Annotated in this window: 18 protein-coding genes; 12 read left to right on the forward strand and 6 right to left on the reverse strand. The window is 45.6% G+C overall.

The features are described from left to right. Positions 1–173: 173 nt before the first annotated feature. On the forward strand, positions 174–629 hold the full coding sequence (locus PQG66_RS22585) for an acetyltransferase (RefSeq protein ID WP_272040084.1): 456 nt from the start codon (positions 174–176) through the stop codon (positions 627–629). Positions 630–796: 167 nt separating this feature from the next. Here the strand turns inward: PQG66_RS22585 and PQG66_RS22590 are convergent, their stop codons facing one another. The 5 genes from PQG66_RS22590 to PQG66_RS22610 form a co-directional block, all read right to left on the reverse strand. Next, positions 797–1585: a formate/nitrite transporter family protein gene (locus tag PQG66_RS22590; protein WP_272040154.1), complete on the reverse strand. Its 789-nt coding sequence runs from the start codon at positions 1583–1585 to the stop codon at positions 797–799. Positions 1586–1800: 215 nt separating this feature from the next. Further along, the gene (locus PQG66_RS22595; protein WP_272040085.1) at positions 1801–2217 is read right to left on the reverse strand and encodes a hypothetical protein; all 417 of its coding nucleotides are present in this window, start codon (positions 2215–2217) and stop codon (positions 1801–1803) included. After that, positions 2214–2732 carry a hypothetical protein gene (locus tag PQG66_RS22600; protein WP_272040086.1) on the reverse strand — a complete coding sequence of 173 codons (519 nt, stop codon included), beginning with the start codon at positions 2730–2732 and terminating at the stop codon, positions 2214–2216. The genes PQG66_RS22595 and PQG66_RS22600 overlap by 4 nt, the downstream gene beginning before the upstream one ends. Positions 2733–2760: 28 nt before the next feature. Further along, positions 2761–2982, reverse strand: a complete 222-nt coding sequence (locus tag PQG66_RS22605; RefSeq protein ID WP_272040087.1) for a hypothetical protein — start codon at positions 2980–2982, stop codon at positions 2761–2763. A gap of 160 nt (positions 2983–3142) precedes the next feature. Continuing rightward, positions 3143–4135: a zinc-binding dehydrogenase gene (locus PQG66_RS22610; protein WP_272040155.1), complete on the reverse strand. Its 993-nt coding sequence runs from the start codon at positions 4133–4135 to the stop codon at positions 3143–3145. A gap of 189 nt (positions 4136–4324) precedes the next feature. Here PQG66_RS22610 and PQG66_RS22615 point away from each other — a divergent pair, with 189 nt between their 5' ends. Then, complete coding sequence (locus PQG66_RS22615) at positions 4325–5185, forward strand: LysR family transcriptional regulator (RefSeq protein WP_272040088.1); 861 nt, start codon at positions 4325–4327, stop codon at positions 5183–5185. Between the two features lie 442 nt (positions 5186–5627). Continuing rightward, a complete protein-coding gene (locus PQG66_RS22620) occupies positions 5628–7007 on the forward strand; it encodes a discoidin domain-containing protein (protein ID WP_272040089.1) in 1380 nt (459 codons plus the stop codon). Positions 7008–7104: 97 nt separating this feature from the next. Here the strand turns inward: PQG66_RS22620 and PQG66_RS22625 are convergent, their stop codons facing one another. Further along, complete coding sequence (locus tag PQG66_RS22625) at positions 7105–8145, reverse strand: PocR ligand-binding domain-containing protein (protein WP_272040090.1); 1041 nt, start codon at positions 8143–8145, stop codon at positions 7105–7107. Between the two features lie 326 nt (positions 8146–8471). Here PQG66_RS22625 and PQG66_RS22630 point away from each other — a divergent pair, with 326 nt between their 5' ends. The 9 genes from PQG66_RS22630 (at position 8472) to cdiI (ending at position 18939) form a co-directional block, all read left to right on the forward strand. Further along, the gene (locus PQG66_RS22630) at positions 8472–9611 is read left to right on the forward strand and encodes a glycerol dehydrogenase (protein ID WP_272040091.1); all 1140 of its coding nucleotides are present in this window, start codon (positions 8472–8474) and stop codon (positions 9609–9611) included. Then, positions 9612–11381 (forward strand): dihydroxyacetone kinase subunit DhaK, encoded by a 1770-nt coding sequence (gene dhaK, locus PQG66_RS22635; RefSeq protein WP_272040092.1) that lies wholly within the window; start codon positions 9612–9614, stop codon positions 11379–11381. It abuts the gene before it with no gap. A 449-nt stretch (positions 11382–11830) separates the two neighbouring features. Beyond that, a complete protein-coding gene (locus tag PQG66_RS22640; RefSeq protein WP_272040156.1) occupies positions 11831–13012 on the forward strand; it encodes an alanyl-tRNA editing protein in 1182 nt (393 codons plus the stop codon). A gap of 19 nt (positions 13013–13031) precedes the next feature. Continuing rightward, a complete protein-coding gene (locus PQG66_RS22645; RefSeq protein ID WP_272040093.1) occupies positions 13032–14375 on the forward strand; it encodes a DUF1963 domain-containing protein in 1344 nt (447 codons plus the stop codon). Between the two features lie 144 nt (positions 14376–14519). Continuing rightward, the gene (locus PQG66_RS22650; protein WP_272040094.1) at positions 14520–14978 is read left to right on the forward strand and encodes a GNAT family N-acetyltransferase; all 459 of its coding nucleotides are present in this window, start codon (positions 14520–14522) and stop codon (positions 14976–14978) included. 179 nt (positions 14979–15157) lie between these two features. Continuing rightward, positions 15158–15439, forward strand: coding sequence for a hypothetical protein (locus PQG66_RS22655; RefSeq protein WP_272040095.1), 282 nt, complete (start codon positions 15158–15160; stop codon positions 15437–15439). Positions 15440–15576: 137 nt separating this feature from the next. Continuing rightward, positions 15577–16941, forward strand: a complete 1365-nt coding sequence (locus PQG66_RS22660; protein WP_272040096.1) for an amino acid permease — start codon at positions 15577–15579, stop codon at positions 16939–16941. A gap of 305 nt (positions 16942–17246) precedes the next feature. Further along, positions 17247–18554, forward strand: a complete 1308-nt coding sequence (locus PQG66_RS22665; RefSeq protein ID WP_272040097.1) for a WXG100 family type VII secretion target — start codon at positions 17247–17249, stop codon at positions 18552–18554. Positions 18555–18573: 19 nt separating this feature from the next. Beyond that, entirely contained in the window at positions 18574–18939 is a 366-nt protein-coding gene (gene cdiI / locus PQG66_RS22670) for a ribonuclease toxin immunity protein CdiI (protein ID WP_272040098.1), read from the forward strand. The last annotated feature ends 535 nt before the right edge of the window (positions 18940–19474 follow it).

Consider the following 19474-nt stretch of genomic DNA (forward strand, 5'->3'; position numbering starts at 1 on the left):
AGACGGTATGAGCTTTGTTGTTGGGCGGGTGATTCTGATGTTCGCAGATGTTGACGAAAGCAGGATATGTTAAGATATGGGCAGAAATGAAGGGGTTAATCTCTATAACATGGAAAATGATCGGGATTGTGCACCTATATCACGCATTTGGACTAAGGAGAGTGAATTGAATAATGTTAATGGTACCTTACCGGGAGCAGGATCACGCCAAGCTGGTTACCATCTGGGAGCGTGCTGTTCGAGCAACGCATACCTTTCTGGAAGAGCATCACTTTCTATTTTATAAACAAATGGTCACTGAAGCTCTGGAACAAAAGCAAGTAGAGGTATGGGAGGTGCTGGATACCGAGCAAGAGCCCATCGGGTTCATCGGTCTGGACAATACCTTTATTGAGATGCTGTTTGTAGACGAGTATTTTCAGGGACAAGGCGTCGGTAAATTTCTGGTCTTTCAAAGTATGAAGATGAAAGGCACAGCGCTTAGAGTGGATGTAAATGAACAAAACGAGGATGCGGTCGGGTTCTATACCAAGCTGGGATTTATGCAGACAGGACGATCCGAACGGGACAGCTCGGGCAATCCTTTTCCGCTGCTGCATCTGGAGATGAAGCGAGCAGAAGGTCAGTAGATATGTTCATCATGCCTGTCGGGGTAAGATGACGACAGGTTAAGGCAAACCCCCCGGGTGGTGTCTCCTGCATCTGAGAGACACCACCCGGGGGGTGAATGGTTCCCTTACTGGTGACCCGTGGTTGTTAGACCGGGCAGGAAGGGGATCTTTTTTCCAAAATAAAATTAATGTGTCTCTTCGTCCAGGAACGGTTTGTTCACCGCATAATACATGAAGCCCATTAGCAGCACACCGCCTACCAGATTACCAAGGGTCACTGGCACCAGGTTGTGAATCACACCGTCGAAGGAAATTGTCCCCGGGTGGTTTAACACCAGTGCAATTGCAAACGTACACATATTCGCAATGCTATGCTCATACCCCGAGATGAAAAAGCAGAAAACAAAGAGCATCATCGCAAACATTTTGGCGCCGTTCTCCTTCATAAACATCGGTACAAAAAACGCCAGGCATACGAGCCAGTTACAGAGGATACCACGGAAAAAGAGCTGCATCGCTGGGGCTTCCATTTTGTGCTCGACCACACTCAGCAGAAAGCCGTTCACCTGTGCCGAATCGAACAGTCCCGTCAGGTAGATCAACAGGGCAAACACCGCCGCACCCATCATATTTCCGCTATAGCTTGCAATCCACAGCTTAACCACTTCAAGCCAGCGCAGCTTTTTGCGTAGTGCCGCATAGGTGTAATAGAACGTATTGCCAGTGAACAGATCACCGCCACCATAGGCAATCAGGATAATCGCCGCACCGAAGGTAATGGCTGCCATCGGGTATGTGAACGGGGAATCTTCCATATAGAAGAAATTACCCGTCTTAAATGCGACAATGACACCGAATCCAATGAACATGCTAGCCAGCATAGAGCGCGACAGATATCGCAGTAAACTTTGTTTGTAAATTTTGTGCTTCTTTAGAGCGAGCTGCTCGACACCACGTAGACCTTCTGTTTCCATCATTCGCCCTCCCGTATGTAATGAATCATCTAAGTTGTCTACATTATACCTGTAAATGACGTTAGTGGTTGATCAAAACGAAAGAATTTAAATTTATATTATTATTAGATACTAAAGAGTGTCAGGTGTGTAGTATATGATCCTACGGAAAACTCCAACACGGAGATCTTAACTTCAAAAACATAATATGGGATGCCTTCCGTAAGGGAAGGGGATTATGATTGGGGATCCGATTCTGGCTTGAACTGGCCTGTGGGAAATGGAAACATGCAACTCTGCCAAATTTCATTCAGCTGCGCTTCGGTTCGTTCATGCGGAACATGTTCTTCGGCATAAGAGCGCTCCAGCTTATCGCGCATAAACGATTCTGCATGGCGATTAGGATTAGAGTGGAACTGTTTGGAGAATTCGCCGTGAACGTCTGCTTCTCTCATTTTGCTTAGCGCAATATTTAATAAAGGACTGCCTGCGTACAACAAAGAGGCGGTCTCTTCACATTCGAATTTGAGAAAAAGCAGTGCCTTCTGAATGGCATGAATCTCGCCTTGAGTAAGGTGAACCGCTTGAGTGGCTTCCTCTGCCGAGCGTTCTCTATGTTGTTCTTGTGAATGCTGTTGATCATTGGAGTTCATGGATTATCACGTCCTGATTCAGATTGAAGTTCCCATCTGGCCGAAGTACCGAAGTCGGGATGAGTTTGCAGGGATTCCAGCGCAAGCACAGCTTGCGGGGAATGTTTGTTTGCTTTTATAACATCGAAAGCAGCGCTTTGCAACAGGATATAGGCATCCGATTCAATGACATCCTGAGCCAGCTGAATCTCATTCTCGGTAACGGGGAGTAGAGCTAGAGTCAGTAAAGTTTGAATTTGCACATCCTCGTCTTCATCTGAATTACGTACCAACTGTCCTGCTGCTTCGCGGATCGTACTCAAAATTGGAGAAGCTTCTGCCATACCCAGGGCGCGCCAAGCCTCAATACGTACCAAATCTTCCTCCTGTCTGTCCATGCCAAGTGCAAGGACTTGCCGAGTTAATGCTGGATCAATTAATTCAATGATCTGACGAAGCGCTTCCTGTTTTTCCTCTGAAGTGGCTGAGTCGAGATTAAGCGCGTCCAATGGGGGAGTTATATCTTTTTTAGACATAAGTTTCGTTCACCTCCTGAGAGAGAGTTTAAGATTGGGGTGGGAGTTGAATAGGACGAGCTTGAAGTGCCTCTTCCACGATCTGCTCCGGGGTAAGATCACGTTCATCCCAAAAAATCAGATTACTAACCTCTGCATAAGGCAGTGCCTGCTGCACCTCGATCAACATATCATCAAGCTCCTGCTCAGTTCCTTCCGCATTCATAATGTTGCGAACTAACGCGATGAGATGTTCATGATTGGACATCATCTGTACCTCCTGAAGATTGATTGCGATGGCCACGATGATAGCGCGTATCATGTAACCTTTAAGATAACGAGTCAGTAGTAAATCCCCCTTATCTGATAACTATGTCTAAGCATAAGTCTATCATTGATAAGGGGAAAGTTCATGGTAAGAAGGTCGTTGTTTAGTCCATCGTAATAGCAATGTTACCGAACTGCTCGCCTTTTTCCATGCGTTCAAACGCTTGTGCTGCATCTTGAAGTGAATAGACGCTGTCTACTACAGGATGTATCTTATGTTTTTCTACCCACTCCAGCATTTGCACAAACTCTTCACGGCTACCCATGGAGGTGCCAATCAGGCTGATTTGCGGAAAAAAGATTGAACGAATCGGCAGATGTAGGTCATCACCGGAGCTTGCACCAAACATCACAATTCGTCCGCCAGGTCGGATCATCTTCTCATATTTGGGGAACATAGCTTGTCCAATACTATCCAGGATGATGTCTACCGGACCAAGGTTGTTCAATGTGTCATTCCAATCTGCGTGACTATCCAGGGCTTGGGAAGCTCCCAGACGTAACGCTTCAGCTCGTTTAACCTCACTTCTTGACGTTACCGTTACCCTCGCTCCAGCGGTGGTTGCCATGAGTAGGGCGTAGGTAGCTACACCGCCTCCAACGCCGGGAATGAGGATGTGCTCACCTGCTCTCAGCCCGCCACGAGTGAACAATGCCCGGTATGCTGTCAGCGCGGAAAGAGACAATACGCCAGCTTCAATCCAGGAGAGGTGCTCGGGCTTGGGTAGCACATTGCTGGCTGGAAGTTCAATATATTGTGCGAGCGTTCCATTCGATGGCCCGCCAACAATTTGCGGAACCACGGGCACATCTGCGGTATGTTCCCAACCAATCGTAGGATGAATGATGACATGTTGACCTAAAGCGAGATGCAGCACCCCTTGTCCAACCTCCACGATGATGCCCGCCCCGTCCGACCCGGGAATAAACGGCGTGTCTTGAGGCGAACGGTCTGACATGATGAAGAGATCACGATGATTAAGTCCAGCTGCGCGAAGCTCTATAACAACGTGTCCCGGCTTTGCTTGAGGTGTTGCACAGGATGAATATTGAAGACCTTCAAGGCCACGATGACCTGAATGGTTCATTGCGTACATGGTTTGTGTTGCTTTCATAGATAATACCTCCCCGTAGAATTTAGGTTAGTCTGTTATCGTAGTGATCGTGTAAATAGATAGACTACGTATTACCGAGTCATTGTACAGGCAGTCTGGAAACACGTAAAATAAACAGAAATGAAGGTCAGTATCAAGAATAATGATAGATAACAAGCAGGTGAGAAGAAAATGGATGCAGGGGATTTGAAAATATTCCAGGCGGTTGCCCGCGAGGGCAGTATCACTAAAGCCGCCATCGTACTTAATTATGTGCAATCCAACGTAACCACACGGATCAGACAATTGGAAGCGCAGCTTCAGGTGCCATTGTTTTACCGTTCCAATCGTGGAATGATACTTACCCCGGCCGGAGAGAATTTGCTTGGCTACGCGGATCGAATATTGCAATTATTAAATGAAGCAGAGCAGGTGACGCAGGAAGGTGGTCCACCGACGGGGAATCTGCGATTAGGTTCGATTGAGACGGCAGCTTCCCGTTTCGTGACACCGCTCCTGGCAGAGTACTGCGCATGTTATCCGAAGGTGCATTATTCCCTTGTCACAGGTGGTACACATGAGTTAAATCAGAAGGTTATCGAGCATGAATTGCATGGCGCTATGGTCTATGGCCCTGTAGAACATGAGAAGCTGAATTATATGAAGATATACGACGATGAAATGGTGCTGATCGCTAAACCGGGAGAAGATGACATATCTGTACTGCTCCGCAGGCCAATGTTGTTTTTTGAGGTTGGATGCAGTCATCGCACTCAAGCTGAGGATTTTTTGAAAACTAGAGGAATTCAATTATTAAACGTCATGGAATATGGGACACTGGACACAATTCTCCATGGTGTTACGGCAGGCTTGGGTGTATCCTTGCTGCCACGTTCTTCGGTTGTTCAAGCAGCATCCAGAGGTGAGGTGGAACTTGTATCTCTGCCTGATCCGTATTCTCGTTTGGAAGTAGGGTTTGTGTACGCTCGTGGTGAACATAGTTCTAGTGCGCTTCATGCACTGGTGGAGATTATGACCGTACTGGAATCATAAAGTATGTGAATGGAATGAATCAGGAGGTTGCTTGGCTTCTTATTGAGCTGCCACAGCGTTAGATTGGCGGGCAATTGCGGCATTAGGAGGAGGAACTGGAGGTCGATCTCGGTGTATTGTCGTAAGCACGGGATCAAGATACGAATCCATATGCAAAAAATTCTATAATGTAATGAAACGGCTCTGTCCTTTTGGACAGGGCTTTAATTCGTATGCGCAATTCCGTGAAAGTATTTTTCATGAATGAGAAAAAAGGGTTCAGCTATAATCTGATTTGATCAAATGAAATATAAGCATAGATACACGAACCTATACACAAATCAGGTATAAAGTATGATTACAAGAATGTGTAAAAAATGCAAAAATAATAAAGGTAATATATTACATAAAATTTAAAATAAAGGTAACGATTCTGAGGGTGAAAAGAGAAGGGATGAGGAGCATGTTTTCGCGTCAAAAATGTACATTAGCTGTAATGTCACTCGCACTATCTGCAACATTGCTAGGAGGAAGTACAGCCTGGTCTGGAGAGGTCTACGCAGCTGAGGAAGCCAATTCAAGGGTAACCATAAGTGCTACTTTATCAGACATGCCTTCGGAATTAAGATCTTCCATTGAGTGGGTATACACCAATCGTATGATCAAGGAACGTTCGGTGAATCGGAAGAATCTAATCTATGATCAGATTTTTACGGGACAAGGGACCATTAATTATGTGGTGCGGTGGCAATCTACCAAGAATGTGACTCTGCAACAGCGCAAGGATATTGAGAAGATGCTGGGGCGTCAGCTTAATAATTGGACTAAACATCTCAAGGGTTACGATGGTTGGCCATATGGAGATATTAAAGTTAAAGTCGTCGGTTGGGCAGTGGCGAATCCGACACAGATATTAAATAAACAATCGGACGAAATCGTGTATACCACCACTTCTATAGATGAGCTGAGCAAGTCAGATCCTAAAATCCCGGCAGCCTTACCGTATGCCCCTAGCGAGTTGTCTAGGTTCGAACACTTTGAGAATGCAAACTATGTGTATCCGGGTGGTTTGGACAAACGCTTTGACATGTACTTGTGGGGCACGTCTAATTTCGGCGGTGGCGCTGGTGGAGACTGGGGACAGCGCGTATCGGATGATTACATCTTGAGTACTGTGAACAACGATGAAGTTCATATTGTCGAGCATGAAATTGGACACAGCTTTGGCCTGCCTGATTTCTATGAAGTGGCAGACCGTCCACCAGGTGGATTCCCGCTACCAACAATTATGTGGGCAGGGAATTCGAATATCATTACGAAATGGGACATCTGGTTACTGCGGTATACGTGGAGCCAGTTGAAGAAAGACACAGCACGTTTCCCTCTTGCACCGTCAACGAATCAGCCTGTGAATGTAGCCCATCGCGCTAAAGTGACAACGTCCTATGTTTCTCCATGGGAGACGATTGCTGCCCTGAATGATGGTTTAGATCCGGCACATTCCAATGATCGCACGCAAAAAGTATATGGAAACTGGCCAGAGATAGGAACGCATTGGGTGCAGTATGATTTTGATCGCACCTACACTTTGTCACAGACAGATGTGTACTGGTTCAAAGATGGCGGTGGCATTGATGTACCTCGCTCATATAAAATGGAGTATTGGGATGGCACAGCATGGCGTGAAGTGAAAAATGCCAAAGGCATGGGAACTCGAGCAGATATGTATAATACAACTACCTTTGATCCAGTGAGCACAACCAAAATTCGTCTCCAAATGGTCTCCAGCAGCAAGGCTTCTACAGGTATTCTGGAATGGAAAGTAACGGGGATTGCATTATAAAGGTAAATGATCTATATGAATGGCTGATCAGAGAGGTGCTCTGATCAGCCATTTTTCAGGTTAGATCGATTAAGGTTTGGGTTGATGAGATGCTTGATTACAAATGTATCTTTTCATGAATATATTTTCGATAAAGAGCAGGCGTGATTTCCTCGAACTTTTTGAAAATTTTAATAAAATACCCCGATTCATTAAATCCCAGCTCATCGCTGATCTGTGAAACGGGCATGTCAGTGACCTCCAGTAGCTGCTTGGCCCACTTGATTTTGAGTTTGGCGAGATAGGTGGTGAAGTTCTCACCCGTCTCCTTGGCGAATAGCCTGCTGAAATAGCTCGGACTCAGGTGGCACAGTTCGGCGGCTTGCTTTAGCGAGACCTGTTCACTTTTGTGACTATGGATATAGTCAAAAGCAGGCTGGAGCACCGGATTTACACTTTCCGTATCACTCGGACTGTTTTTGAGATAAGCATCTGCAATGGCGTTGGTCATTTCCTTTTTGATTGACTCAATGTTACGGATCGAATACCCCGGCAGAATGGTGGACAAGTTGACGGACTCCTGATTGCCGGAAGCTTTCTTGAACATCTCTACCAGCAGGTTTTTATTCAAGGCTTCCTCCACGATATAGTTGCACAGCAAGGATAGCATATTGGAAATTTTCACGATCTCCTCATACGTCATGACGGGAAGCTGGTCGTAATCTGCCTGTAACTCTTTCATTTTTGCATCATGCATAGGTACGTTTTTGGACGTGACGATCTGTTCCAGATCCGTTCCCTTCTCAGGGTCAGCCAGCTTGACTTGCCCAGCCATGACCGCTCCGATATATTTCCCATCAATGGTAATTGGAATCGCTATATCAATGATATTGAAATGACAAAGGTAAACATAGGGTTCGTTAAGGCGAACAGCCTCCAAACCGCCGCGTGAGTCACATTTTTGACAGTAGGGAAGTAGCTCGGGATCTTTGCGGACGTTCTGACAGAATGCTTGACAGCTGCTGTGGGTCGTAACGGGTATGCCTTTATAATCGACAGTAAGAATGGCAAGTTTAGTGACCGTGGCAAGGGAATCCTGAAGGCGTTTCCACTTGTCCAGATCCAGTATTTTATTGATGTGAAGATATTCTTTAATCATATGAGTAACCTCCGTTGCAGACCGAATTCGTAGATCGGAGAGTCGTTAAAATTTGAAATTTGTACATATTAAAATGCGGGCACAGCGGGTAATAGAAAATAAGAGGTCAAAATTCAACCATCTCATGACAATAACATACCACGAATATGAGAAAAAGCAAAAAATTACGATTGATAATTATAATTATTTGTTATCAAAGTCCACTGTAAACCTTCTGTTTCTGCGTTATATTTAGGTTAATTGCAACAATTAAAATTTGAAGGACAAGCTTTATTGTGATGTCTTGGCATTACCATCTATCTTACTACTAGGAGGCATATCATATTATGAGAAAAGCATTTATTAGCCCAACGAAATACGTGCAAGGCGAAGATGAATTGTTGAACCTGGGATATTTCGTGAAATCCTTTGGAGATTCTGCACTACTGATTGCTCACCCGGATGATGTACAGCGTGTGAAAGCGAAGCTGGATGCAACTGCTGAAAAATTCAAAATCACTTTTGTTGAAAGCGGTTTTAAAGGTGAGTGCTCACGTGAAGAAGTAGCTCGCTTGCAGCAGATCGCAAAAGAAAAAGGATGCGCATGCACCATTGGTCTCGGTGGTGGTAAAGCTATTGATGCAGCGAAATGTGTTGCTGAAGGTGAGGCATTAATTATCTGCCCAACGATCGCAGCTACCGATGCACCAACAAGTCACTCGGCAGTACTGTATACACCGGAAGGTGCTTTTGATGATTATGCTTACTTCAAACAGAGTCCAAGCGTGGTATTGGTTGATACAACCGTTATCGCCAATGCTCCAACTCGTTTCCTTGTATCCGGTATGGGGGATGCATTGTCCACATACTTCGAAGCAAGAGCAACTGCCCAATCGTACTCTCGTGTGAATGCAAGTCTGCCAATGGGTTCTCGTGAAGGATACACCCCTTCTGCTGTAGGAACGAATGCAGCACTGGCACTGGCTAAACTGTGTTACGAAATGCTCCTTACTGATGGTGCCAAAGCGAAAGCGGCGTCTGACAGCAACGTGGTAACTCAAGCTCTGGAAAACATCGTAGAAACCAACATCCTGTTGTCTGGACTTGGATTCGAAAGTGGCGGTCTGGCCGCAGCACACGCTATTCACAACGGTCTGACCGTTCTGGAAGGCACACACCATTACTTCCACGGTGAAAAAGTGTCCTTCGGTACGATTGCACAGCTCGTGCTTGAAAATGCACCGACCGAAGAGCTGCATGAAGTTATGGACTTCTGTCTCTCCGTAGGACTGCCTGTAAGTCTGGCAGATATCGGCGTAGAAACCATTACACAAGAAGAGCTTTTGAAAGTAGCAGAGATTGCTTGCATTCCAGAGGAATCCATCCACGCGATGCCATTCCCGATTACAGTTCCTGAAGTAGCAGCAGCGATTGCAGCAGCAGACCGAATCGGACGGGAGTACAAAGCTCGCCAGGAGGCAAAATAAATGAAAAAAATCATCAACCAGGCAGAACATGTTGTCATGGAAATGTGCAACGGGATTGCGCTTGCGCATCCGGAGCTGGAATTCCTGAAAAAATACAAAGTGATCAAACGCAGAGAGATTCAGGCTGACAAAGTCAGCCTGATCAGCGGAGGCGGTAGTGGTCACGAGCCGGCTCACGCGGGTTATGTGGGCAAAGGTATGCTGGATGCAGCTGTATGCGGTGATGTGTTTGCATCACCTTCCCAGATTCAGGTGTATCAAGCGATCAAGGCAACGGCTAGCAACAAAGGTACGCTGCTCATTATCAAGAACTACAGCGGCGACATGATGAACTTCAAAAATGCCGCTCATCTAGCTGAGGAAGATGGCATCAACGTGCAGTATGTTCGTGTTGAAGATGACATTGCCGTGCAAGACAGCTTGTATACGGTTGGACGCCGCGGTGTGGCTGGAACGGTTCTAGTTCACAAAATCGCTGGTGCAGCAGCAGAAGAAGGACGCAGTCTGGAAGAAGTGAAGTCTGTTGCCGAGAAAGCAGCACAGAACGTGCGCAGTATTGGCTTTGGATTCACATCCTGTACTGTTCCTGCCAAAGGAACACCGACCTTCGAAATCGCAGAGGATGAGATGGAGTTTGGGGTAGGTATCCATGGTGAGCCAGGTATTCGTCGTGAGAAGATCGTATCTGCGGATGAACTCGCAGAGCGTATGGTTTCCGCTTTGCTTCAAGATATGAAGCTGGATCAAGATGCTTCTGCTGAGATCGCTGTGCTTGTGAACGGATTCGGTGCAACACCGCTACAAGAGCTGTATTTGCTCAACAATTCGGTTCAACGTGAGCTTGCAGGGCATACAGGTCTTAATGTAGCCACAACGTTCGTAGGCAACTATATGACCAGTATTGATATGGCGGGTGCATCGGTGACAATTCTGAAGCTGGATGATGAACTGAAAACATTGTTGTTCAAGGAAAGTGACACGCCAGCATTCAAAGTATCTGGTCCTCCAGTAACACAAGTGCCTTACTCTGAAGCGCTAGAAGCGGTTGTGACGGAGGATGTTCCGGTGTCTTACGAAGTGCAAACTGATGCTTCAGCGGCTGTCATTGAAAACAATCAGTTCTCCTTGGATAACGTGGTCTATTTGATTGATAAAATGGGCGAGATCATCATCAAGAATGAAGTACCATTCTGTGAACTGGATTCCCATGCCGGAGACGGCGACTTCGGAATGAGTGTAGCTAAAGGCTTCCGTCAACTGAAGCGTGAATGGAACCACATCATTAACGAAGAGAAAAAAGATATCGGTTCGTTCCTCGATGCTTGCTCCTTGGTGATCATGGAGTATTGTGGTGGAGCTTCCGGTCCGATCTGGGGTTCGGCATTCCGTGCAGCAGGCAAAGCCGTTGGTGAGAAGCAACATCTGAACGTAGCTGAATTCGCTGAGATGATGCAGGCGGCCGTTCAAGGCATTCAATCAACAGGTGAACGTTCCTTCGGACGTGGTGCGGTTGTAGGGGACAAAACGCTGATCGATGCCCTCGTACCATGTGCAGATGCCTGGACGCAAAGTGCAGCATCTGGAGATGACTTCAAAACAGCATTTGCCAAAGGTGCAGCAGCAGCGGTTGAGGGTGCCAAGAAAACGGAAGATATCGTTGCACGTATGGGACGCGCAGGTACAGTCGGTGATCGTAGTCTGGGCTATCCAGATGCTGGTGCGTATGCGCTGGGTGTGATCTTTACAGAACTTTCCGAGTCTATGAAGTAAGTAGAGAATCTATTATTTTTGCATAAATGACGATAAAAAACATATAGATATTGTTTAACACAGGTGGCGACGCTGGAGTCCGGCGTCGTTACGTGTGCCTTTTTTAGGCCATAGTGAGTCAAAATTTACATGTACTCATTTACATCTAATTTTAAAAAACTAAATTTAGATGAATAGTTGGCTTGGATATGTTATCGGCATTGTGGCATACAGCTTTGCTCATTTCGGGGAACCTGTATACATAGTTATATCGATTTATCCATATCCAAACGTTCTCAAATCAAACGTTGAATTAAATATAGACTGTTCTATAGGCTTGGCTTGCAGAACAGTCTTTTTGTGATCCCAAAGGGTGTCAGAATAAACCGATATTGGCTTGGTTATGCCAAATAGTGTAATCTGAAGAAATAGAACTACCCACTTGACCGAGAAGGGAACGAAGCATGCCAATGACTCAAAAAATCTACTACGACTCTGCGTACATACGCGAGTGGCATACACATATTACGAATCGATTGACGAAGGCGGATGGTGTGTACGTTACACTGGCTGAGACGGCATTTTATCCGCATGGAGGTGGACAATCCTGTGATCTGGGGCAGATTGGCGGCATTGCTGTGCTAGATGTGAATCTGGAAGACGGAGAGGTCTGGCATAAGCTGGAGCATTCTCCAGAACAGGACGAAGTTCAGTGTGAGCTGGACTGGGAACGTCGATTCGACCATATGCAGCATCATACAGGGCAGCATTTGTTATCGGCGGTCACGTTGAAGCTGACGGACGCAATGACGGTTAGTGTTCATCTAGGCACAGACTACGCAACGATTGATGTGGCGGCAGAGATGCTGAGCGCGGAACAACTCGCTGACATTGAGCAAGAGGTGAATCGGCAGATTGTTCGCAATGCACCGGTTCGCACATCTTGGGTTACCGCCGAAGAAGCGGCGCGACTGCCTTTGGTGAAGCCGCCGACGGTGACGGAGGATATTCGTATCGTGGAGATTGAGGGTGTGGAGTACAATGCCTGCGGCGGCACTCATGTAGCAGCTACGGGCGAGATTGGCATAATCAAGCTTCTCAAAACCGAAAAGGTGAAGGCTGCCACTCGAATTTATTTTAAATGCGGCACGAGAGCATTGAATGAATTTACGGCGATCCAACACGTGCTGAACGGCGTTACCACGAAATTGAAGACCAATCGGGATGAGTTGCTAGAGCGCATTGAGAAAATGGAACAGGAGCAGAAGCTTCTGCACAGCGAGCTAAATGTGGTAAAAGCAACCAATGATGCTTACTACGCTCAGGAACTGCTTTCTGCACGAGAAGGACTGGTTATTGCCCAAGTATTTGAGAACAAGTCACTTAAAGATATGCAGAGCCTTGCTACCAAGCTTACGGCAGAGCATGAAGGTTTGGTGCTGTTTGCCAGCATCTCGGAAGCGAAGGTAGTGCTGGCACAGAACGGGCAGCCGTCCGAATGGGCGTGCGGGCCATTTTTCAAAGGTAATCTTGCGGCTTACCAAGGCAAAGGCGGGGGCAGTGAGACAATGGCTCAGGCAGGTTTTGCCAGCAGTGAAGATGCGCTTGCGTTTTACGAATTCACCAGAGCACAGCTCGGAGACCATTCTTAAGTTTGGAGGAGGCTGAAGGATGACTGAACGTATTCCGTGTGTGAACGAAGGGTGCGACCATAAGATTCTGCCAGCTACAGCTGCCAAAACGGGTGGGTACTGCATGCCTTGCAAGCAGGAGATGGAACGTGAGGCATACCAGCGCTATATTGAGGCTAATCGGCGTGATGTGGATCTGTACGAGGGAATTACGGATGCGGTGCAAGTTCTGAAAATCATGCATGAACCCCGCATACGTGATCCGCTTATTCGCTATATACCGTATAAATACTCCATGGAACAGGTGTATCTTACCCTTTCGGCGGAGCAGCAATGTGAGATGAAGCAGTACGCAATGGAGCGAATTCGCTCAGATGATGAGGATACCGGCAAAGATATCTTAATGTATCTTGTATGTTATCATGACCTGCCGCTGACAGTGGAGATCCCGGAGCTGTTAGAGCGGGAGATTCTATACCCAGCCGTTCTATTCAAAGGCGCCTCTGTCGAGACGCGAGATCACCTGCTTCATCAAGTAAACCACGATGAGGAGAATCGGAATCTTATCCTCATGATGCTGGCCTACATCGGTGACGATGTTGTTGTGCAGCAGTTCTGGCGATGGAAACGGACGCAGCCTACATGGGCTAGCGAAATGTATGTCGCACCTGAGTGCTACGCGTTGCAGGCAGGCTGGGAGTTAACCCAAGATGGTCAACGCCGAGAATTGTTTATAACCCCAAGTTATTCACTATATGAAGTAGGAGAGACTGATGCGAGGGAACGTGTAAAAGGAGAGCCAGTTTCCCTGCTTGAGCCAACCTCTAAGCATTGTCCATGGTGTGGCGGTATATTTATCAGCTTAATGAATGTACATGCTAGACATCCGGCACTACATTCTGTGGACTGGAGATCTTCTCAGCTTGATGTACAGACTTGCCTGCTGTGTAGCAGTTACGGCGTGGTGTACATGGAGATGGATGGGGAAGGGAATCCATTTTGGAGTGAACATAATGTAAAGCCTGATGGATTGGATGACATTGATCTGGAGGAGAACAAAGTCGAGGTTTCAGGTATGGTTTCAATGATCCTAGATGACTCGGCAGAGGGGCAACGCCAGCAACGTTTGTTCCATATCGCATCGGAACCGAGACAACCTTTCCATGGTAGTGAATGGGCAATGGAACCTTCCCTATCACAAGTTGGAGGTCATCCCGGCTGGGTGCAGGATGCAGAATATCCAGCATGTCCTGCCTGCTCCACTACGATGAAGGCAATCGGTCAACTCGACGGCGAGATGATTCAAGAGTATGGTGAAGGCATGTTTTATATGTTTGTATGTGAGCCATGCCAGATGACGGCAGTGTCGTATCAACAGTCATGATCATTCATATGAGCTGATCCATCCATTTTCAAGCCCAAGAATCTACCTTGTCACAAAACCTGACATCATTATAAAATGTAATGTAATTAATGTTTAACCTCATAGAGATGTGTCATAGACAAAAGGTTGGTAGGAGTGGGAACGATGGAAATTAGAGTGGATGATCTGAGTGGGGATCAGGTAAAAGCGTTGATTACGGAACATTTGTTAGATATGACAGCAGATACGCCGCCGGAAAGCATGCATGCACTGAATCTGGATGCACTGAAGAAGCCTGGGATTACGTTGTGGTGTGCATGGGAAGGCGACGAGCTGCTTGGCTGTGGGGCTATAAAGGAATTGAGCGTAGAGCATGGCGAACTGAAATCGATGCGTACGGCTTCGGCTCATTTGCGCAAAGGGGTTGCTCGCCGGATTTTGGCTCACATCATTGAGGAAGCAACGATTCGCGGATATCAGCGGATCAGTCTGGAGACGGGTTCGATGGATTCTTTTATCCCGGCACGCAAGCTGTATGAAGATTTTGGCTTTGAGTATTGCGAGCCATTTGCCGATTACATTCTCGATCCGAACAGTGCATTCATGACCAAAGTTATTGGATAATTCATAGATTTAACTCTAAGGAAACCAGTCTCTCGAGCATAGGGAGGCTGGTTTTGTCGTTTGTTCATTCGATAGGAAAAAAATGATGCATTTGATACAGTTCATGAAGTCAGAAAAGTGTTAAAATAAATGCTGGAATTAAACGCTGTGACGCATCAGTGAACTGGAGGGGTGGGGAAATGCTCTACTGGCTATTTGAAAGAGTGAACCCGATATTCGTTGTATTTGTGTTGTGCCCCTTAATCGCTCTTATTCTTGGCGTCTGCTGGTACGCTACAAAATGGTGCAGCAAGGCGATCGCATTGGGGGTGTCCCTCTTGTTACCATTGCTATACATTGGCAGTGACTGGGGAACGTTCATCGCCAATCTGGATGCGTTCTTCATGTATGGAGTGGGATATAGCCTGGTTACGTGGGGAACATACCGATTGATCTGTACAATTAAGGGGTATAGATTATAGGTTGTTGGCTATGCCTTGGGATGAATTGGCCGAACAGAATAGATGGGCTGATTCATATGAGATAGGGTATACTGGAATTTATATTGTTTAAAAATAGACTAGGATTACAGACGTTTTGTACCTCAGGAGGATTTGAATTGGCTCAGACACAGAATGAAGAATCATTACAGAAAAAACTGAAACCGAGACACATCACGTTCATGGCGATGGGCGGTGTCATCGGGACGGGCATCTTTAAAGGCAGTGCAGGGACAATTGGACTCGCTGGCCCGGGTGTCGTTGTAACGTACATTTTTGCTGGACTTCTGCTGTTGGTTGTTATGGCCGCTATGGCAGAGATGGCTACAGTGTACAAAAATAAAAATATGAAAGATTTTATACAGCAAGCGTTCGGAAGCAGAGTCTCCTTTATTATGGGATGGATGTACTGCTTTTTATGGTTAGCTGTATGTGTTATCGAGGTTATTGCCGCTGGTAGTTTCCTGCAATATTGGTTCGCTGACGTGCCGCTCTGGATGCTCAGCTTGTCGTGTGCGACATTCATTATATTAGTGAATCTGCTTAGTGTAGGGGTGTTCGGGGAATTTGAATTTTGGCTTGCCGGGATTAAAATTGCAATGATTATTATTTTTATCGTTCTTGGAACAGGATTGATCTTTGGCATTATTCCGAGTGATAACACACCATATTTGCAAAACTATACGCAAGCCGGCGGCTTCTTCCCGAATGGATGGACGTCGATCTTCTCGGCATTGCTTGTGGTGATGTTCTCGTATGGAGGATCTGAACTGATCGGTCTGACCTTGACGGAAACGGAAAATGCCGAGAAAGTGATGCCGCGAATCGTGGGTAATTTTATGTTCAGAATTATATTATTCTTCACCTTACCGATTCTGATCATCTGTGGTCTCATCCCATGGAACGAGATTGGGCCAGAGAGCAGTCCATTCGTACAAGTGTTGGCAACAACTGGCTTGCCGGGGGCTGCACATGTTATGAATTTTATTCTGGTGACTGCGGTGCTATCCGCAGCGAACTCAGGCATCTACGGAGCATCTCGGATGATGCATTCCATGGCTGTTGGTGGAGAAGCACCCAAAGGACTCGCCAGAACCAATCGCAACGGAAGTCCAATAAACACCTTGCTCGTGTGTGCGGTTGTTCTGCTTGGAGGCTCGATGTTAGGACTGTTTGCACAGGAGCAGCTGTTCAGAGTACTTCTTGCTGTTCCGGGGTTTGTTGTCATTCTGGTCTGGATCTGCATCGCTGCTTCACAGCTCAAATTACGCAGTAAGTATCCGGTTCAGCCTACATTTAAGGTGTGGGGATTCCCTTATATTACAGGAGCGGTCGTTGTCATACTCGGCATTATTGCTCTGATGTTTGTACTTGATGAGGGGAATCGATTCAGCATCAGCATCTGTCTTGGGGTGCTTCTGGTGCTGACGCTCTGGTCTTTGATTCGATTCCGGAGAATGGAAGGCCGGGGAACCGGGCGTTAAGCAACTTAGTTAAATGAGATCTAGTCAAGAGCATATTAGAAAAATAAATAGTGTATATCTTATATAAATCTCGGCGCTTGCGCCGGGATTTTTTTATGGATAGGGATACAGTCTGGGGTACGAAGACCTGTCACCAATAGGGAGTTTTGGGGGTAATAGGAACTAGAAGATTAAGCCGACAGTCTCTACGAAAAGAAACTAATTCCATTTATAATAAAATCCCCATTTGTCTGATGGGTGGAATAGAAGGAAATATATTGTGTTTTCGTATAACAACGAAATACATTTTCAGAACGAGGTACCACATGACAACGATTAAAGTGACCCCTGAACAGCTGCTGTCCGTTTCAAAACAGTTCACAGCGGCCCAAAGCCAAGTTTCCCAGATGAATCAAATCTTAAAACAACAGCTGTTCGAGATAGAAAGGCAATGGAACGGGAGCACCAAGGAACGGTTTTATGCCGATTTCATCGCAGCACAACGAGTGATGGATAACTTCAGTTCATTATCTCTATCGATAGCCGTAACGCTTGAAAAACATGCTGAAAAATTCAGATTAGCGGATCAGAAGGTTGCCCAGACTTTTGATATCCACTGTGTGCCACCTCCACCAGATGAATGCAGGGCACCCACTGTAGATAATCGTGATTTTTTTCAAAAATCGGGGGATAGTTTAGCAGAGCTGGGTACGGCCATTCTTGAAGCTGCAGATGATCGTTACCAAAAGCGTTATGATAGTGTCGGAGGATTTCTAGATTATTGGACATTCGGTATTCCGAGTGGCCTGGTTCAAGGATATGTCGATCGGGCAGATAAGGCATTTAATTCTCCGAATGATACGGCTAACTGGCTGACATTTGGTATCCATGGTACAATCCGTGAAGCCGTATTTCCCACGAATGCCTGGTCTAGCGAGCACTGGGCCAATATGATCGGCATGGGAGGAATGATGGTCGGAGGCGGTTTTACCGCCAAGATGCTCAAACCACATAATATGCTGACATCGTCAGGGGGCGGCACCAAGATTGGTGCTTTTAACCAACGGCCTGGAACGGGACAGATGACGGAAAATGGTAAGATCGCTCGAACAGGAGCAGAATGGGATGAGTACTTACGTTCAAAATATGGTGATGATAATGTTACATGGGTGAATAAAAATAGTTTTGAGTATTTGGACGGTTTTGACGATCATCTAATAAATGCACAAAGTATTGTAAGGAAAAAGAATAAGGGGGTTGTCGGAGGTCACAATTTAGAAAGTTTCGAAAGGATTTTAACAGACCAAGGTTGGAATCTTGAGGACCTTATTGTTTCGAAAACACCACATCCCACAATTTCTGGAGTCATTGAAATTAATTATAGAATTCCGGCACTTGATAGGGAATTGAAAGTAATAGCTGATCAGTACAAAAATATTCCAAGTCCTAAGACTGTATATGATCCAAGTGTAATTTCAAATGATCAAATGATACAATGGGGAAAAGAAGCGATGGCGAGTGGAGAAATTGTGGTTAGGGAGATTCGTGGAACAGCATCGAACGGACTAAAATTCACAGGATATCTTGATGAAAATGGAAAGGTAACTAACTTCTTTCCGACGATATCAGAATAATCTCTAGGAGGTTGATTTGATGAATGCCAAATTAACAGAAAAAGAGTTAATAGATATGTATTATCGACATCTTGAGGGGAAATATTTTTTAGATGCACTTAAAAAATATTGCAATGGAGAAGGGTTTGGTGGTAGTGAGAGTGTTTGGTGTGTTTTTGCTGGTGAGTTAGATGAATGGGAAGAAGGTTATTTCGGAGATACGGGGGTTTGTTATTTTTTTGATTATCCTGCGGTAGAGAATGATCAGACAGTTATATTGGATTACTCCTCTTTTTATCAGTATCTAAAGGAAGCAAGTATAGACTATCTAAAGAGGAATCCAAACGTAAAGGATGAGGTGGAAGCTCGACTAGTAGAAATCAAGCAAAAGTTCAATATTGCATAAGTTTGGTAAGAATATACCTAACTTATAGCATTACTAGGTAGATATAATAGTTAAACTTATTTTCTATGATTTTTTAAAAACAGATATAATTAATTTAATTTTATACTCAAAAATTGCTAAAGAGTTACATCTATCAGGTTGATTATGGTCAGATATTGCCATGATTGACCTTTTTTATTGTGCACGAATCCGAAACGAACATGCACTATGTTTATCATGACAAGAAAGCTACGTCGTCGTGCTAAATGGTTTAGTGCTACACAAGCTATAAAAGGAGGAGAGACTGTTATAGGGCATGCTCTACAAAAAATGCGCAGTAGGGAACCCTGATTTGGGGACAAGTTAGAGGTGGGTCTAAACAAATTAATCAGATAGCATGGAAGCATTTAGAGGAAATTATCAATCCTCCCGGAGATTTCGTTAAAGTTACAAACGCTAGGGGAATCACATTCCTAGAAAAGAAACTAGCTGTGGTCGGGGAGTAAGACTAAATCAAGACGGGACATTTAAGGGCTTTATTGACCAATAAAAGGAG

Origin of the sequence: Paenibacillus sp. JJ-100, assembly GCF_948329825.1 — a bacterium.
In the GTDB taxonomy this organism is placed as follows: Bacteria; Bacillota; Bacilli; order Paenibacillales; family Paenibacillaceae; genus Paenibacillus.

Bases quoted from the DNA above. Each gene is read 5' to 3' on its own strand.
- PQG66_RS22585 (WP_272040084.1), top strand. From the start codon at position 174: ATGTTAATGGTACCTTACCGGGAGCAGGATCACGCCAAGCTGGTTACC.
- PQG66_RS22590 (WP_272040154.1), bottom strand. From the start codon at position 1,585: ATGGAAACAGAAGGTCTACGTGGTGTCGAGCAGCTCGCTCTAAAGAAG.
- PQG66_RS22595 (WP_272040085.1), bottom strand. From the start codon at position 2,217: ATGAACTCCAATGATCAACAGCATTCACAAGAACAACATAGAGAACGC.
- PQG66_RS22600 (WP_272040086.1), bottom strand. From the start codon at position 2,732: ATGTCTAAAAAAGATATAACTCCCCCATTGGACGCGCTTAATCTCGAC.
- PQG66_RS22605 (WP_272040087.1), bottom strand. From the start codon at position 2,982: ATGATGTCCAATCATGAACATCTCATCGCGTTAGTTCGCAACATTATG.
- PQG66_RS22610 (WP_272040155.1), bottom strand. From the start codon at position 4,135: ATGTACGCAATGAACCATTCAGGTCATCGTGGCCTTGAAGGTCTTCAA.
- PQG66_RS22615 (WP_272040088.1), top strand. From the start codon at position 4,325: ATGGATGCAGGGGATTTGAAAATATTCCAGGCGGTTGCCCGCGAGGGC.
- PQG66_RS22620 (WP_272040089.1), top strand. From the start codon at position 5,628: ATGTTTTCGCGTCAAAAATGTACATTAGCTGTAATGTCACTCGCACTA.
- PQG66_RS22625 (WP_272040090.1), bottom strand. From the start codon at position 8,145: ATGATTAAAGAATATCTTCACATCAATAAAATACTGGATCTGGACAAG.
- PQG66_RS22630 (WP_272040091.1), top strand. From the start codon at position 8,472: ATGAGAAAAGCATTTATTAGCCCAACGAAATACGTGCAAGGCGAAGAT.
- dhaK (WP_272040092.1), top strand. From the start codon at position 9,612: ATGAAAAAAATCATCAACCAGGCAGAACATGTTGTCATGGAAATGTGC.
- PQG66_RS22640 (WP_272040156.1), top strand. From the start codon at position 11,831: ATGACTCAAAAAATCTACTACGACTCTGCGTACATACGCGAGTGGCAT.
- PQG66_RS22645 (WP_272040093.1), top strand. From the start codon at position 13,032: ATGACTGAACGTATTCCGTGTGTGAACGAAGGGTGCGACCATAAGATT.
- PQG66_RS22650 (WP_272040094.1), top strand. From the start codon at position 14,520: ATGGAAATTAGAGTGGATGATCTGAGTGGGGATCAGGTAAAAGCGTTG.
- PQG66_RS22655 (WP_272040095.1), top strand. From the start codon at position 15,158: ATGCTCTACTGGCTATTTGAAAGAGTGAACCCGATATTCGTTGTATTT.
- PQG66_RS22665 (WP_272040097.1), top strand. From the start codon at position 17,247: ATGACAACGATTAAAGTGACCCCTGAACAGCTGCTGTCCGTTTCAAAA.
- cdiI (WP_272040098.1), top strand. From the start codon at position 18,574: ATGAATGCCAAATTAACAGAAAAAGAGTTAATAGATATGTATTATCGA.